Origin of the sequence: Massilia sp. CFBP9026 (genome assembly GCF_034045165.1) — a bacterium.
In the GTDB taxonomy this organism is placed as follows: Bacteria; Pseudomonadota; Gammaproteobacteria; order Burkholderiales; family Burkholderiaceae_D; genus Telluria; species Telluria arenae.
On record NZ_JAXCWH010000005.1, the window covers coordinates 426603 to 441838 of the forward strand.

The 15236-nt window shown below is 64.9% G+C and carries 13 protein-coding genes and 1 riboswitch; of the genes, 6 read left to right on the plus strand and 7 right to left on the minus strand.

Features of this window, described 5'->3' with window-relative positions; translation table 11 throughout:
* Positions 1–5: 5 nt before the first annotated feature.
* The 3 genes from SOM28_RS15235 to SOM28_RS15245 all read right to left on the minus strand — a co-directional run bounded on the left by SOM28_RS15235 (position 6) and on the right by SOM28_RS15245 (position 3286).
* Complete coding sequence (locus SOM28_RS15235; protein WP_208281475.1) at positions 6–671, minus strand: DUF484 family protein; 666 nt, start codon at positions 669–671, stop codon at positions 6–8.
* A 118-nt stretch (positions 672–789) separates the two neighbouring features.
* Positions 790–2070 (minus strand): porin, encoded by a 1281-nt coding sequence (locus tag SOM28_RS15240; protein ID WP_123068274.1) that lies wholly within the window; start codon positions 2068–2070, stop codon positions 790–792.
* Between the two features lie 166 nt (positions 2071–2236).
* Positions 2237–3286 carry a porin gene (locus tag SOM28_RS15245; protein WP_123068275.1) on the minus strand — a complete coding sequence of 350 codons (1050 nt, stop codon included), beginning with the start codon at positions 3284–3286 and terminating at the stop codon, positions 2237–2239.
* 507 nt (positions 3287–3793) lie between these two features.
* Between SOM28_RS15245 and SOM28_RS15250 the strand changes: the two genes are divergently transcribed.
* Positions 3794–5488 carry a tetratricopeptide repeat protein gene (locus SOM28_RS15250; protein WP_320468620.1) on the plus strand — a complete coding sequence of 565 codons (1695 nt, stop codon included), beginning with the start codon at positions 3794–3796 and terminating at the stop codon, positions 5486–5488.
* A gap of 61 nt (positions 5489–5549) precedes the next feature.
* Here SOM28_RS15250 and dapF read toward each other — a convergent pair whose 3' ends face one another.
* From dapF to SOM28_RS15265, 3 genes are read right to left on the minus strand one after another with little or no spacing between them, the layout of a single operon-like run.
* Entirely contained in the window at positions 5550–6410 is an 861-nt protein-coding gene (gene dapF / locus SOM28_RS15255; RefSeq protein WP_320468621.1) for a diaminopimelate epimerase, read from the minus strand.
* 3 nt (positions 6411–6413) lie between these two features.
* On the minus strand, positions 6414–7277 hold the full coding sequence (locus SOM28_RS15260) for an LpxL/LpxP family acyltransferase (protein WP_123068278.1): 864 nt from the start codon (positions 7275–7277) through the stop codon (positions 6414–6416).
* A complete protein-coding gene (locus SOM28_RS15265) occupies positions 7274–8131 on the minus strand; it encodes a lysophospholipid acyltransferase family protein (protein ID WP_267874128.1) in 858 nt (285 codons plus the stop codon). The genes SOM28_RS15260 and SOM28_RS15265 overlap by 4 nt, the downstream gene beginning before the upstream one ends.
* 179 nt (positions 8132–8310) lie before the next feature.
* On the opposite strand from SOM28_RS15265, the gene metK reads away from it, so the two are divergent.
* The 4 genes from metK (at position 8311) to metF (ending at position 12491) form a co-directional block, all read left to right on the plus strand.
* Entirely contained in the window at positions 8311–9477 is a 1167-nt protein-coding gene (metK, locus tag SOM28_RS15270; protein ID WP_123068280.1) for a methionine adenosyltransferase, read from the plus strand.
* 212 nt (positions 9478–9689) lie between these two features.
* A riboswitch (S-adenosyl-L-homocysteine riboswitch) is annotated at positions 9690–9762 on the plus strand.
* A 29-nt stretch (positions 9763–9791) separates the two neighbouring features.
* Positions 9792–11204 carry an adenosylhomocysteinase gene (ahcY, locus tag SOM28_RS15275; protein ID WP_320468622.1) on the plus strand — a complete coding sequence of 471 codons (1413 nt, stop codon included), beginning with the start codon at positions 9792–9794 and terminating at the stop codon, positions 11202–11204.
* Positions 11205–11317: 113 nt separating this feature from the next.
* A complete protein-coding gene (locus SOM28_RS15280; RefSeq protein ID WP_147935132.1) occupies positions 11318–11674 on the plus strand; it encodes a phage holin family protein in 357 nt (118 codons plus the stop codon).
* Complete coding sequence (gene metF / locus SOM28_RS15285) at positions 11661–12491, plus strand: methylenetetrahydrofolate reductase [NAD(P)H] (RefSeq protein ID WP_320468623.1); 831 nt, start codon at positions 11661–11663, stop codon at positions 12489–12491. The genes SOM28_RS15280 and metF overlap by 14 nt, the downstream gene beginning before the upstream one ends.
* A gap of 30 nt (positions 12492–12521) precedes the next feature.
* Here metF and SOM28_RS15290 read toward each other — a convergent pair whose 3' ends face one another.
* Entirely contained in the window at positions 12522–13130 is a 609-nt protein-coding gene (locus SOM28_RS15290; protein WP_320468624.1) for a 5-formyltetrahydrofolate cyclo-ligase, read from the minus strand.
* A gap of 113 nt (positions 13131–13243) precedes the next feature.
* On the opposite strand from SOM28_RS15290, the gene SOM28_RS15295 reads away from it, so the two are divergent.
* On the plus strand, positions 13244–15232 hold the full coding sequence (locus SOM28_RS15295) for a lytic transglycosylase domain-containing protein (protein WP_320468625.1): 1989 nt from the start codon (positions 13244–13246) through the stop codon (positions 15230–15232).
* Positions 15233–15236: the final 4 nt, after the last annotated feature.

A 15236-nucleotide genomic window follows, 5' to 3' on the forward strand; every position in this document is an offset into this window, starting at 1 on the left:
CTGGCTCAGGCGCGCAGCGGCGCCAGCGCGGTGGTCGAGGTGGCGGCGATGTGGACCAGGAAATCGGTCGACATCGCGGTCGTGAAGCGCGCCGGATCGGGCGAGCCCAGCACCAGCAGGCCGAAGCTCTGGCCCGGCTGGCCCAGCGGCAGCATCACAGTCGAACGGATCGATTCCGCATCGTCCAGCCAGCGCACCGCCTCGAAATCGTTGTTTGGGCCGCAATACGGCGCGCGCAGGCTGTTGGCGAAGATGCGCGCGTCGTCCGACACGCCCTGGGCGAACCATTCACCGGCATGTTCCGGCGCCACGTTCCACAGGCGCAGGGTGACTTGCGGCACGATGAAATGGGTGCGCAGGCCGTCGGCCAGGTCGCGCGCCATGGCAGCGCCACCCTTCGACACCAGCAGGGCCTGGGTCCAGGCGTGGAAGCGGTTGGCGATGCCGGCATTCTCTTCGGCGCGGCGCGACAGGTCGGACAGGCGCAGTTCGAGCGCGCGGAATTTATCGCGCATCACTTCCATCTGGCGCTCCTGCAGCGACACGGCGCGGCCGGTCAGGGGGCTGGAGAGTTTTACTTCGCCCAGCAGGCCGGCGTGCTCCTGGAAGAATTGCGGGTGATCGATCAGGTATTGCGCGACAGCGTTGGCGTCCAGTGGTGCGATGCTCATGGGGAATTGAGTGAGGGAATGAATCGGACCATTTTACCCGACGCGGGCATGGCGCCGGAGTTTTAACGGACGACAAAAAAAGACGCCCGCAGGCGTCTTTCCGGAGAGCGTGAAACGGTCAGAAGCGGTGACGGATGCCCAATTGCAGGGCGCGGCCGTCGGCGCCCGGCGCTTCGGTGAAGCCGCCCGGATTGCCCGAGGTGCCTGGCGAATACTGCGCCTCGTTGTCGTTTTTGATGAAGGCCAGCGCGGTGTACAGGTCGGTGCGCTTGGACAGGTAGTAGTTGTAGCCCACCGCATACAGGTTGGCGTCGCTGTTGGATGGAGTGCGGTCGTTCTGGTGCGCGTACGAGGCCACGATGCGGCCGTTGCCGATCCGGTAGTGGGCGCCGATCTGGTAGCTGTTCGCGTCCTGCTGGGTGTTGGCCTTGATATTGGTCTGGAAAATGCCGAGCAGGGCATTCCGGGTGGCTTCCGGCACGCCTTGTGCGATCAGCGCCGGCACCACGGCCTGGTTCCAGCCGGCCAGGTAATCGGGCAGCAGCGCCGAATTCTTGTTGCGCTGGCTGTGGAAGCCGGCGAAGAATTTCCAGCTCTCGTTCAGCGTATAGGAACCGCCGACCGTCAGGGTGCGCAGGCTCGGCAGGTTCTGCATGTCGTAGCCGTGGTTGTAGCCGACGCCGACGTCGAAGCCATTGGCTTTATAGGTGATCGCGCCGGCGCGGAACTTGTGATAGCGGCCGAGGTAGCCGGAATTGCGTGCGCCATACATGACCGAGCCGCCCAGGCCGTTCGGCAGGGCGATGCGGTACTGGATCGCTTCCTGCGAGCGGATGTCGGCGCCCAGCGCGGTGAAGCCGGCGGTGCCGCCGGTGATGTGGCCCCAGGTGCCGGCGGTGCCCGACTCGAAGGCGTCGGCCATATTGAACACCTCGTAGCCCGGGGTGTACATGCGGCCCAGCATCACGGCGCCGATCGGCGTGATCAGGCCGACCATCGAGGTGCGGTCGAACAGGGCTTTTTCCTGGTTGACGGCCGGCGCGCCCGGCGGCTGGATCGCCGCCTGCAGGCGGTCGCGGATGGCTTGTGGAATCTGGTTCATGCCGCGCAGCAGGTAGACGCCCGGATTGTCGTTCATCAGGGCCGGCTGCTGCGAACCGTTGTCGAGTTCGACACGGGCTTCGACATTGAAGATGGCCTTGTAGCCATTGCCCAAGTCTTCGCTACCCCGGATGCCGAGGCGCGAACCGTCGGCGCCGCCGCTATAAATTTTGGTCGGACCACCTTTTTGCCACATCACGCCGGCATCGGCGATGCCGTAGATCTGGACGCTGGTCTGGGCCAGGGCGGAGCATGCAAACGTAGCGCCGAGCAGGGCGGCGATCAGGCTTTTCTTCATCGTGTCTCCATATTATTTTCTTGTCGCGATGCTTGAGCTCGCTCTGCCAATATGCCATTGCCATGGCGCACTGTACAGAACGCTCGTTCGCGGATGCACCGTGGAGGATCAGGCGTTGTGAAAACACTACATGGAGCGCGATGGGGAGGCGCCGCTCCCGCTTGCGCTAGAACGAATGGTTGATGCCGATGTCGTACTGGTTGACGCTGCCCGGGCTGGTCAGCAGCCCCTTCTTGCGCGAAGCATCGATGTAAAGATAAGTGCGCTTCGACAGGCTGTATTCATAGCCCAGCGATAGCTGCCTGACCTTTTCCAGGCCGTCAGTATCTTTTTGGCCATAGCCCGCCAGGAACTTGCCAGGGCCGAGTACATAGTTGGCGCCCAGCACCCACGAGCTGGTCTCGTTGTTGAAGACCCGGGTATGGTCTTCGTCCAGCCTGGTGAACGTGCCCATGAGCTTGAGTTCCGGGGTCGCCTGGACCGAGGCGCCGACCGACCAGACCTTCGATTCGATCGCATTGCGCTCATAGGCCGCCATTAGGGCGGCGGGGCCGTTGCTGTAGGTGGCCGAGACCGAGAACGGATTGGCCGAGGCCTCGGCGCCGGCCGGATATTGCGGCGCGCCGGCGCTGCCGCGCCCGATCACGGCGACGCCGCCGTTGTTTTCCTCCGTCGCGATCGCGGTGTTGAGCTGGAAGCCATTGACGATCGGCGAGTTGTACCAGATGGCGTTCGACCAGCGGTTGCCCGAGGAGCCGACCGGGTCGAGCGGCTGCGAGCTGTAGCCGGCGACGCTCAGGTCGGTATAGAAGCCGCCCGCGGTCGGGATCGCATGGAAGGGTTCGAAGTTGCCGATGGTTTCATGGAACGGGGTCAGGCCGCGGCCGATGCGCAGCATGCCGAAGTCGCCCTGCAGGCCGACCCGGCTCTGGCCCTGGAACAGCTGGCGCTGATTGCCGCCGGGACCGATCTCGCTGCTGCCGGTATCCGGCTCGTAACGCATCTCAAGGTGGAACAGGGCTTTGAATCCATTGCCCAGGTCTTCGGTGCCCCGAATGCCGAGGGTGTTGGCGGCGCGCTTGCCGATGCTGATGTTCTCGCTACTGCGCTTGACGATGCCGGCATCGAGGTTGCCGTAGACCTGCACCGACGTCTGCGCATGGGCCGCGCCGGCGCAAGCGCCAAGCAGTGCCACGGCCAGGAGAGATTTCTTCATTGTCGGTGTGTTCCCAGGATCGAGGTGAGCGCATGCAGAGCGTCGGGGCCGGCCGCTCGGCTCACCTTGATTGTTTCAAACTTCAGGGCTGGCTAGTTGGTCAATTATCAGTGGCACGCTTGGTAGATCGCTAATAAATCCAATCGTGCTGTTGTATTTTTGAAACGTACGCCATCTGCATGGCACGAAGCCGAGGGTTTTGCATCCGAGAAAAGGATGGCGACGTTCTTCCATGAAGCGACCGCGAGCGTGCTTCGATGACGTGCGGCCACGGCGGCCGGTTTCATCCGCTTGAACCAGCTTTGCGCCCCGTCAACTCATCCCGGAATCGAATCGAATCGCCGTCGGCAGCGGCTTAGACTTTGGCCAAATTTGCATGAGCGGCGACAGGCCCTGTCAATACCTTGTATATTGGCAAGCTCGCCAGGCCGGCTTGCGCCATGGCCGGGCTGTCATGATGCCGTCGCCGCTGCGTGTTGCCGACTCACTTTTTTATGTATTCCAACGATGGCTAACCGCGAAGAACTGGCGATCATTCGCAACGCCCGCGCCGGGCAGGTGGCGGCCCAGCTCGAACTGGGCAAGCTGTATTTGTTCGGCAGCGCCGGACTCCCGCAGAGCCTGCCGACGGCGCTGCACTGGCTTGAACGCGCGGCCCGACAAGACTGTCCGCCTGCCTGGCAGTTGATCGGTAACCATATCCCTCTTGAGCTTGCCCAGCATAACGCCACAGCCGTCGCCCAGTGGTACGAGCGCGCCTATGACGACGGCAGCCTGCATGCCGGCCTGGTGTATGCGCAGCTGGTGCTCGATCCGGCGGCAGCGCCATCCCAGCAGCATCCGAAAGCCGTGCAGGCGCTCGAGGACGCGGCGCGCGCCGGCTTCCCGCATGCGCAATGGCTGCTGTCGCAGCGGCAAGGCAAGCAGTCTGCAGCCCAGCCCGGTACGCGTTCGGCGCCGTCGAATGGCACGGCGCGGCCGGCGCCCGCGTCCGGCGCCGCCGAGCGCCCGTCGGCCGGCCAGCCGGGCCAGGAACGGGCACGGCGTCCGCAAGGCGCCGGCGCGGCGCAGTACGCGGCGCTCGACGAGGCATGGACGGCGCACCGTTGGGACGACTATCTCGAGCGCGGGCTGCCGCAGGCGCGCGCGCTGATCGGCGAGCGCGGCGAACAGGGGGAAATGCGTCGTTTTGCCCCTGACGAGATCGCCCTGCTGTCGCGCTGCGCGCGCCTGCTCGACCCGGCGCTCGATGGCGTCAGCGGCCTGCCGGCGCTGGACGCCGGTGCAGGTGCCGCGGCGCGCTGCCAGCCGGGCGAACCCGCCGTGTTCTGGGAGCTTGCGGCGGCCGAGCATGATCCCCATGCACAACTGGCGCTGGGGCTGCGCTGCGCGCGCATGCGGGTCGATGGCAGGCGTTGCACGAATGGCGGCGCGACGGCCAGCGGCCCGGTCGCGGATGCGCATGTGCCCCACGCGCAAGTGGCCAATTTCAAGAAAGCGATTCGTTGGCTGAACCTGGCCGGAGAGCAGGGCCTGGCCGAGGCCTGGTATGCGCTGTCGCGCATCTATATCAAGCCCGAGTTTTCGCAGCGTAACGTGGCCGATGCCCAGCGCTACCTGGAGCGGGCCGCCGAGATGGGGTATCGCGATGCCCAGCTCGAATGCGGCCACAACGCCTGGCGCGCGCGCCGCGAAAACGAGAACAACGATGTGCGCGCCGTCTACTGGCTGCAACAGGCGGCGGCCCAGGGCTCGCCGGAGGCCGTCGAATTGCTGCGCAAGATCGCGCCGCGCGCGGCGGCCGCGCCGTACACCGAGACCGGGCGGCTGCTGGCCAGCCACGCCGAAGCGCTGGCGGCGCATCCGCTGCTGGCCGCGCGCATCGAGCTGGCGGCGCTGTTCGACCTGTCGCGCGCCGAGGCGCTGCTGCTGGACGTGGGCGCCGCCGACCAGGGCCATTGCCTCGTCATCGACATCCGCGCCAGCTACGGGCGCAGCAAGCGGCGCCTGGTGATGGTGGAATCGGCGCAACAGCGCGAGGCGCTGGACCGCATCGTGCGCCTGTTCGAACAGGTCGACTGCGGCCCGACCGGGCCCGAAGGAAATTATCGGCAGCGCCTGTACCGGCTGCGCACCCTGCTCAATGTGGCGATTCCCGGCAACGACGCCGACGGCGGCGCCGACATCGAGCTGGCGGCCTGATGGCTAGAACCGTAGGGTGGGCGGCTTGCCGCCCACGCGTTCAAATCTTGCGTGCGCGGCGTCAGATCTCGACTTCGCCCTCGAACACCGACACCGCCGGTCCGCTGAGGTAGACCGGCTGGTCCGCTCCCGCCCATGCGATGCTGAGTTCGCCGCCGCGGGCCGAGACGCGCACCGGCGAATCGAGCAGGCCGCGCCGGATGCCGGCCACCACCGCCGCGCAGGCGCCGGTGCCGCAGGCTAAAGTCTCGCCGGCGCCGCGTTCATGGACGCGCAGGCGGATGTGACCGCGGTCGACCACCTGCATATAGCCGGCGTTGACGCGTTTGGGAAAGCGCTCATGGTGTTCGATCAGCGGGCCGGTCTGTTCCACCAGCGCCGTATCGACGTTGTGCACCACCTGCACCGCATGCGGATTGCCCATCGAGACGACGGAAATCTGCGTGGCCTCGCCGCCGACCGGCAGCGGCCACAGCGTTTCCTCGCCTTCCGGCTTGCCGTCCAGTCCGGCGCTGTCAAACGGCACCTCGGCCGGGTCCAGGCGCGGGGCGCCCATGTCCACCGTCACGCTGCCGTCGTCTTCCAGGCGCGGGTTGATGATGCCCGACATGGTCCGCACGCGGATGCTGCGTTCGCGGGTCAGGCCTTTCTCGACCACGAAGCGGACGAAGGCGCGCGAGCCGTTACCGCACTGTTCGACTTCGCTGCCATCGTTGTTGAAGATGCGGTAGCGGAAATCGACGCCTTCCTCATTCGGGCGCTCGACGACCAGGATCTGGTCGGCGCCGATGCCGAAGCGGCGGTCGGCCAGGCGCTGCCATTGGTCAGCGCTGATGCCGTCGACGTCGATCTGCTGGTTGATGGCGTCGATCACGATGAAATCGTTGCCCGCGCCATGCATCTTGGTGAATTTCAGTTTCATAAATTAATCATACAGCGAAGGTTCACCCGGCGGACGGGTCTTGAAGCGTTTATGGGTCCAGAAATACTGCTCCGGAGCCTCGCGCACGCGCTCTTCGATGAAGGCGTTCATGCGGCGGGTCGCCTCGACCATATCGTCGCCCGGGTAATTTTCCCACGCGGGATAGAAGCGCACGCGCCAGCCCTGGTAGTTCGGCAGATAGGTCGCGATCACCGGGATCACCTTGGCGCCGGTGGTCGCGGCGATGCGTCCCAGTGCGGTCAGGGTCGCCGCCTGCACGCCGAAGAAGGGCACGAATTCGGCATCCTTCTCGCCGAAATCCATGTCCGGCAGCATGAAATAAGGCAGGCCGTCGCGCAGTGCGCGCAGGATCGGCTTGATGCCTTCCTTGCGCGTCACCAGGCGCACCGGGCCGTAGCGTTCGCGGCCATGGCGCAGCAGGCGGTCGAAGGCTTCGTTCTTTTGCGGCACGTACATGCTGCACACCGGGATCACGCGCGAGGCGACGCCGGCCACGTCCAGGCACACGAAGTGCGGGCACAGCAGGATCGTAGGGCCGTCTTCCATCGCGGCCTGCGGCACCGCCGGCTCGACCTTGATCAGGCTGCGCACCCGTTCTTCGGGCGCCCACCACAGGATCGAGCGCTCGAAGATGCTGCGCGCGTAGGCGCGGAAATGCCGTTTCGCGATGTCGCGCCGTTCGCCGTCGCTCAGTTCAGGCATGGTCAGGCGCAGATTGGTCAGCGTGATCTTGCGGCGCTTGCCCATGATCATGAACATCAGGCTGCCGATCGCTTCGCCGAAACGACCCAGGATGGGTAGCGGCAAGAAATGCAGCAGCCACATGAAGCCAAGCAGAATCCTCATGCTCCAACCTCGCTGTCGGGACCGGCTACGCCGTCCGGCTGCTTATAGCGGTTATAGCTCCAGAAATACTGGCTCGGCGCGCGCGCGATCAGCTGCTCCATGGCGCGGTTGATCGCCGCCGCCTGGTCGGTGGCGCTGCCATTCAAATCGCCGTCGAACGGCACGAAGCGCACGATGTAGCCGGCGCCGCCCGGGCGCCGCTCGGCGTACACCAGCAGGATGTCGGCCTTGCCCAGCTGGGCCAGCTTGGCCGGCAGGGTCATCGTATAGGCGTTGCGGCCGAAGAAGGGCGCCCACACGCCTTCGCCTTCCTGCGGCACCTGGTCGGGCAGCAAGCCGATCGGTTGGCCGCTTTTGAGGGTCTTGGCCAGGATGCGCACGCCTGACAGGTTGGCTGGCGCCAGGTGCAGGTTGTGGCGCGCGCGCGCGCCTTCGACCAGCGGCCGCAGCGCGTCCTTGCGCGGCGGGCGATACATGACCGTCAACGCCGTCTTGAGCGCGATCTGCTGCGCCGTCATTTCGAAGCAACCCAGGTGTGGCGTGAGGAACACAATGCCGCGGCCCGCGTCGAGTTTTTCCTGGACCAGTTCCCAGTTTTCCACCGTGGCATGCCTGGCAACCCGTTCCGGCTTGGCGCACCACACGAAGGCGAGCTCGATCGCGGCCTTGCCGGCTTCGGACACGGCCTGTTTCCAGTGCGCGTCATAGCCGGCCTGGGCCAGGTTGGCGCGCAGCCGGCGCTTGTACGACGGCGACAGCCAATACACCAGCCAGCCCAGCGCACCGCCCAAGGCGTGCAGCATTGGCAAGGGGAAAACAGATAATATTCGGAAAATTACTACTAACATGTCGATTGATGGGTGTCGAGCGCGGTATGCGTTTCCACACCAAAATTCTTAGGAAGCGTAAAATACCACTTTATGCTGGATCCGCCGAGTTAACAGACAACTTGCGAAGCGGAATATAAATTTCGCTAAAGCGTCGCAGGCAATAGTTGCTGCGGCAATTCTATGAATCAGTAACTGGAGCCTACATGTCGAACGATTACCTCTTCACTTCCGAATCCGTTTCCGAAGGCCACCCGGACAAGGTCGCTGACCAGATTTCCGACGCCATCCTCGACGCCATCCTCGAGCAAGACCCGACCGCGCGCGTCGCCGCCGAAACCCTGTGCAACACCGGTCTGGTGGTGCTGGCCGGCGAGATCACCACGCACGCCAACGTCGACTACATCTCGGTGGCGCGCAACACCATCAAGCGCATCGGCTACGACAATACCGATTTCGGTATCGACTACAAAGGCTGCGCCGTCATGGTCTGCTACGACAAGCAGTCGCCGGACATCGCGCAAGGCGTGGACGAAGGCGCCGGCATCGATCTGGACCAAGGCGCGGGCGACCAGGGCCTGATGTTCGGCTATGCCTGCGATGAAACGCCAGAGCTGATGCCAGCCGCCATCTATTACGCACACCGCCTGGTCGAGCGCCAGTCACAGCTGCGCAAGGATGGCCGCCTGCCATGGCTGCGTCCGGATGCCAAGTCGCAAGTCACCCTGCGCTACGTCGACGGCCGCCCGGTCGCGGTCGACACCGTCGTGCTGTCGACCCAGCACCACCCCGACGTCACCCATTCGCAGATCGAAGAAGCCGTCATCGAAGAGATCATCAAGCCGACCCTGCCGCGCGAGTGGCTGGATAAAACCCGCTTCCTGGTCAACCCGACCGGCCGCTTCGTCATCGGCGGTCCGCAGGGCGATTGCGGCCTCACCGGCCGCAAGATCATCGTCGACACCTACGGCGGCGCAGCCCCGCACGGCGGCGGCGCGTTCTCGGGCAAGGATCCATCCAAGGTCGACCGCTCGGCCGCCTACGCCGCGCGCTACGTCGCCAAGAACATCGTCGCCGCCGGCCTGGCGCGCCAGTGCCAGGTGCAGGTCAGCTACGCGATCGGCGTGGCGCGTCCGATCAATATCACCGTGTACACCGAAGGCACCGGCGTGATCCCGGACGACAAGATCGCGGCCCTGGTCAACGAGCACTTCGACCTGCGCCCGAAAGGCATCGTCCAGATGCTCGACCTGCTGCGCCCGATCTATTGCAAGACCGCGGCCTACGGCCACTTCGGTCGCGAAGAGCCGGAGTTCAGCTGGGAACGTACCGACAAGGCGGCTGAGCTGCGCGCTGCGGCGGGTCTGAGCTAATCTGCAGGCGCGGTCGCAGTCCGGCAAACGTTCGGGCTGCGCGGCGGACTTGGGTTCCCGCCTGCGCGGGAACGACGTGGGTTGAGGGTGTGAGATGTCGATAAACCGACTTTGGACACGCACACAAGCACGTCGTTCCCGCGCAGGCGGGAACCCAAGTCATTTGCACGCCAGCGAGGTATCCACGACCGGTCAAGCGTGCTAAACTACCCAGTTCCGAGGAGCGTTGCGACAAAGACCCTCTCTTTGCCAGGCTCGGATATCCAGCAACTGCGCTCACGTTACTTTTTTCTAAACATTGAAAGGAGGGCGTGATGAACGCCGTACTCAAAGATTCCCAAGACTATATCGTTGCCGACATCTCCCTGGCTGCCTGGGGCGAGAAGGAAATCCGCATCGCCGAAACCGAGATGCCGGGCCTGATGTCGATCCAGGAAGAATACGCCGCGACCCAGCCGCTCAAGGGCGCGCGCATCGCCGGTTCGCTGCACATGACCATCCAGACCGCGGTCCTGATCCGCACCCTGGAAGCCCTGGGCGCCACCGTGCGCTGGGCATCGTGCAATATCTACTCGACGCAGGACCACGCCGCCGCGGCCATCGCCTCGGTCGGCACGCCAGTGTTCGCCATCAAGGGCGAAACCCTGGACGAGTACTGGGAATACACCCACCGCATCTTCGAATGGCCAGGCGACAACCACGCCAACATGATCCTGGATGACGGCGGCGATGCAACCCTGCTGCTGCACCTGGGCGTGCGCGCCGAGAAAGACATCTCGGTGCTGGACAAGCCAGGTTCGGAAGAAGAAATCTGCCTGTTCAACGCGATCAAGGGCCGCCTGGCGCGTGATCCGTCGTGGTACTCGAAGCGCCTGCCAGAAATCAAGGGCGTGACCGAAGAAACCACCACCGGCGTGCATCGCCTGTACCAGATGCACCAGGAAGGCAAGCTGGCCTTCCCGGCAATCAACGTCAACGATTCCGTCACCAAGTCGAAGTTCGACAACCTGTACGGCTGCCGCGAATCGCTGGTCGACGGCATCAAGCGCGCCACCGACGTGATGGTCGCGGGCAAGATCGCCGTCATCGCCGGTTACGGCGACGTCGGTAAAGGTTCGGCCCAGGCCATGCGCGCGCTGTCGGCACAGGTGTGGGTCACCGAGATCGATCCGATCTGCGCACTGCAGGCGGCGATGGAAGGCTACCGCGTCGTGACCATGGACTACGCTGCCGAACACGGCGACATCTTCGTCACCTGCACCGGCAACTACCACGTCATCACCGAGCAGCACATGCTCAAGATGAAAGACCAGGCGATCGTCTGCAATATCGGTCACTTCGACAACGAAATCGAAGTCGCCGCGCTCAAGAAATATGAGTGGGACAACATCAAGCCGCAAGTCGACCACGTCATCTTCCCTGACGGCAAGCGCATCATCCTGCTGGCCGAAGGCCGCCTGGTGAACCTGGGTTGCGGCACCGGCCACCCGTCGTACGTGATGAGCTCGTCGTTCGCGAACCAGACCATCGCCCAGATCGAGCTGTTCATGAACACCGCGCAGTATCCGGTGGGCGTGTACACGCTGCCGAAGAAGCTGGACGAGAAAGTGGCGCGCCTGCAGCTCAAGAAGCTCAATGCCCAGCTGACCACGCTGACCGAAGAGCAGGCAAGCTACATCTCGGTGAGCCAGGAAGGCCCATACAAGCCGGAACACTACCGTTATTGATCGGTAGCGGCTTGTAGTCATGTGAAACGTCCTTCGGGACGTTTCGTTTATGTAAACACCGTGCGCCGCATTCATCGTAAGGCGGCGTGCGCGCACCACGAAAGTCTGTACCGATGCGCTTGCTGATTACCTGGCTGATCAATGCCGCGGCCCTGATGGCCCTGCCTTACCTGATGCACTCCGTCGAAGTTTCCAGTATCGGCACCGCCCTGATCGCGGCGCTGGTGCTCGGGCTGGTCAATACCCTGATCCGTCCGGTGCTGGTGATCCTGACCCTGCCGGTCACCCTGGTCTCGATGGGCCTGTTTATCCTGGTCATCAACGCCTTGCTGTTCTGGCTGGTGTCGAATGTGGTCGGCGGGTTCGAGGTGGCGGGTTTCTGGTCGGCCTTCCTGGCAGCCATCCTGTACAGCATCATTTCGTGGGCGCTTTCAACCTTGCTTCTTTCCGACAAAGATGGAAACTCCTGATTTCAGTATCGAGTTCTTCCCGCCCAAGACGCCCGAAGGCGCCGAAAAGCTGCGCATTGCGCGCGCCAAGCTGGCCGACCTCAATCCGAAGTATTTTTCGGTGACCTTCGGCGCCGGCGGCAGCACCCAGCAGGGCACGCTGGCGACGGTGCGCGAGATCCAGGCCGCCGGCCACGAGGCCGCGCCCCACCTGTCGTGCATCGGCGCCACCCGCGAATCGATCCGCGACGTCCTCAAGCAATACCAGGACAGCGGCATCAAGCGGGTAGTTGCCCTGCGCGGCGACCTGCCGAGCGGCTACGGCGGCGCGGGCGAGTTGCGCTATGCCAGCGAGCTGGTGGAATTCATCCGCCAGGAAACCGGCGACTGGTTCCACATCGAGGTCGCGGCCTATCCCGAGATGCACCCGCAGGCGCGTTCGCCGCAGGACGACCTGCAAGCCTTCGCGCGCAAGGTGCAGGCTGGGGCGAATGCCGCCATCACCCAGTATTTCTACAATGCCGATGCGTACTTCCAGTTCGTCGACAATGTGCGCAAGCTGGGTGTCGACGTGCCAGTCGTGGCCGGCATCATGCCGATCACGAACTATATGCAGCTGATGCGTTTCTCGGATATGTGCGGCGCCGAGATTCCGCGCTGGGTGCGCCTCAAGCTGGCCAGCTTCGGCGACGACAGCGCCTCGATCAAGGCCTTCGGGCTGGACGTCGTGACGGGGCTGTGCGAACGCCTGCTGGAAGGCGGCGCGCCGGGCCTGCATTTCTACAGCATGAACCAGGCGGCGCCGACCACGGCGATCTGGCAGCGCCTGCGGGCCTGATCCAATAACGGCCGGGTCCAGTCCCGGCCGTCATTCCTCGGTAATTACACTATCGAGGGGTATGTCATGTGCGTCGCCATCGAACGCCACCAACTGGCACGCATACGCGATCCCCACCGTTGCCGGTCTCGGCTCCGGCGCCAGGGTCCGGTCATAAAACCCGCCGCCATACCCCACCCGATATCCCTGGGCATTGAACCCAAGGCAGGGCACCAATAAAGCCAGCGGTCGCGCCACCATCCGCAGCTCGCTCGGCACCGCCACGCCCAGCCGGTCCGTCAGCGTCGGTTCCCCCGGTATCCACTCGGCAAATCCCAGCGGCGCATCGCGCTCGACCACCACGGGCAATGCCAGCCGTACGCCTGCCTGAGCCAATTCCGCGTAGGCTGGACGCAAGTCCGGTTCGCCGGCCAGCGGCCAGTACACGCCCAGCGTTTCGTGGGGATACGCCCGGCACCAGGCAATCACCCGCGCGCCGATGCGGTCGTCCCAGGCATGCTTGGTGGCCGGATCGATCGCGCGCCGCAGCGCCTTGAGCGTGTTGCGCAACAGCGCCTTGTCCTGTTGCTCGGCAAGTTTGCTCACTGCCGTGTCTGGTGGTGCCCCGTAGGCGCGTGGTATTCTTGGGTCGCCGGTCATGGTTTCAATGCAGCGTAATGTGAGAGTTGTGGATGTATCAATCGAAATTGTCAGCCGGCTTGTGGCCGGCCGCTATTGCCCTTGTTCTGTCCTGCGCATTGCCTGCAGGCGTGATGGCCCAGGAAGACCCCGATGCACCCGCGCCCGACGTGGCGCTGCCGCCAATACCGGCCGGTGCGCCGTCCGTTCCGGGCGCAGGCACGGTGGGGGTTCCCGCTGCCGGCGGGCCGACCCTGGTGGCCGACAGCCGCGCCGATGACGACAACTTCCTGCTGCTACGCGAAGCGGCGCGCCAGAACGACGGCGCGCGCGTCAATGCGATCGCCTCGCGCCTGCCGTCGAATTACTCGCTGGCATCCTATGTCGACTATTATCGTCTGAAACCCCGCCTGCGCGATGCCATCCAGGATGAGGTCGTGCAGGTGCTGCGCCGTCACGAAGGCACGGCCGTGGCCGAGCAGCTGCGCGCCGAGTGGCTGATGGAACTGGGCAAGCGGCGCGAATGGAATACCTTCGAGCGCGAAGCCGGTACGCTGGCCCAGTCCGGCAGCCTGCAGGTGCGCTGCTACGCCTTGCTGGCGCGCGCCGAACGCGGCGAACGGGTGGCCGACGAAGCGCGCGCACTATTGAAAACGCCGGCTGGCTATGGCGACGCCTGCAGCGGCCTGATCGCGCAACTGGCGGGCAATGGCCAGTTCACCCAGGCCGACCTGCTGTGGCAGCTGCGCATTGCCGGCCTTGACAATACCACCGGGCCCGCGCGCCGCGTCGCCGTGCTGCTGGGCCTGCCCGAAACGCGCGCCGCCCAGGCGGTCGACCTGCCGGCAGTGGCGCTGGCGCGCGGCGTCGGCAAGACCCGCGCCGAACGCGAGCTGTATCTGGTGGCGGTCGGCCGCATGGCGCGCACCACGCTCAGGATCGCCGTCGCGAGCCTGGAAAAGAACGGGCCGCAACTGTCCAGCGAAGAGCGCGCCATCGGCTGGGCCAGCGTGGCGCTGGCGGCCTCGATCGCGCTGGCGCCCGAGGCACACGGCTACTGGGACCGCGCCAAGGGCGCCACGCTCACCGAATTCCAGATGCAGTGGAAAACCCGCATGGCGCTGCGCCGCGGCGACTGGAAGGAAGTGCGCGCCACCATCGAGGCGATGCCGCCGAACCTGCGCGCCGATTCCACCTGGATCTACTGGCTGGGCCGCGCGATGCAGGCCGAGGGCCGCACCCAAGAGGCGCGCGCGCTGTGGCAGGGCATCGCCGCCCAAACCACCTTCTATACCCAGCTGGCGTATGAAGAGCTGGGCAACCAGATCGTCGCGCCGCCGCCGGTCGCGCCGATCACGGCGCCGGAGCTGTCGCAGGCGACCAATAATCCGAGCCTGCAGCGGGCCCTGAAGTTCTACCGTTTGAGCCTGCGCGCGGAAGGCAACCGCGAATGGAACTGGGGCTTGCGCGGGCTGTCTGAACGTCAGCTGCTGGCCGCCGCCGAGCTGGCGCGCCGCAACGAGCACCTCGACCGCATGGTCGAGACCTCGCTGCGCACCCGCACCGAACAGAGTTACGACCAGCGCTTCCCGGCGCCCCATCTCGAGGTCCTCAAGCCCACCGCCCAGGGCCTGAGCCTCGACAAAGCCTGGGTGTATGGCCTCATTCGGCAAGAGTCGCGCTTCATCCGCGACGCCCGTTCCGGTGTCGGCGCCTCGGGCCTGATGCAGGTGATGCCTGCCACCGGCAAGTGGGTGGCGGCCAAGATCGGCCTGGATAATTTTGTGCACACCATGCTCAACGACCTGCATACGAATATCACGCTCGGCGCCAATTACATGAATATGGTGCTCGAGAACTTCGAAGGCTCGCAGGTGCTGGCCACGGCCGCCTACAACGCCGGCCCGGGGCGCTCGCGCACCTGGCGTGGCCGGCTCGACGCGCCGATGGAAGGCGCGATCTTCGTCGAGAGCATTCCCTTCACTGAGACGCGCGGCTATGTGCGCAACGTCATGGCCAATGCCACCAACTATGCCTCGATCTTCGAGGGCAAGCCGCAATCGCTGAAGGCGCGCCTGGGCACGATCAGCCCACGCCCTGGCAGCGGTTCGGTCCTGGACTGAACGG

Coding starts and splice junctions, on each gene's coding strand:
- SOM28_RS15250 (WP_320468620.1), top strand. CDS start 3,794: ATGGCTAACCGCGAAGAACTGGCGATCATTCGCAACGCCCGCGCCGGG.
- SOM28_RS15245 (WP_123068275.1), bottom strand. CDS start 3,286: ATGAAGAAATCTCTCCTGGCCGTGGCACTGCTTGGCGCTTGCGCCGGC.
- SOM28_RS15280 (WP_147935132.1), top strand. CDS start 11,318: ATGCGCTTGCTGATTACCTGGCTGATCAATGCCGCGGCCCTGATGGCC.
- SOM28_RS15290 (WP_320468624.1), bottom strand. CDS start 13,130: ATGACCGGCGACCCAAGAATACCACGCGCCTACGGGGCACCACCAGAC.
- ahcY (WP_320468622.1), top strand. CDS start 9,792: ATGAACGCCGTACTCAAAGATTCCCAAGACTATATCGTTGCCGACATC.
- SOM28_RS15295 (WP_320468625.1), top strand. CDS start 13,244: ATGGCCCAGGAAGACCCCGATGCACCCGCGCCCGACGTGGCGCTGCCG.
- SOM28_RS15235 (WP_208281475.1), bottom strand. CDS start 671: ATGAGCATCGCACCACTGGACGCCAACGCTGTCGCGCAATACCTGATC.
- metF (WP_320468623.1), top strand. CDS start 11,661: ATGGAAACTCCTGATTTCAGTATCGAGTTCTTCCCGCCCAAGACGCCC.
- SOM28_RS15260 (WP_123068278.1), bottom strand. CDS start 7,277: ATGAGGATTCTGCTTGGCTTCATGTGGCTGCTGCATTTCTTGCCGCTA.
- metK (WP_123068280.1), top strand. CDS start 8,311: ATGTCGAACGATTACCTCTTCACTTCCGAATCCGTTTCCGAAGGCCAC.
- SOM28_RS15240 (WP_123068274.1), bottom strand. CDS start 2,070: ATGAAGAAAAGCCTGATCGCCGCCCTGCTCGGCGCTACGTTTGCATGC.
- dapF (WP_320468621.1), bottom strand. CDS start 6,410: ATGAAACTGAAATTCACCAAGATGCATGGCGCGGGCAACGATTTCATC.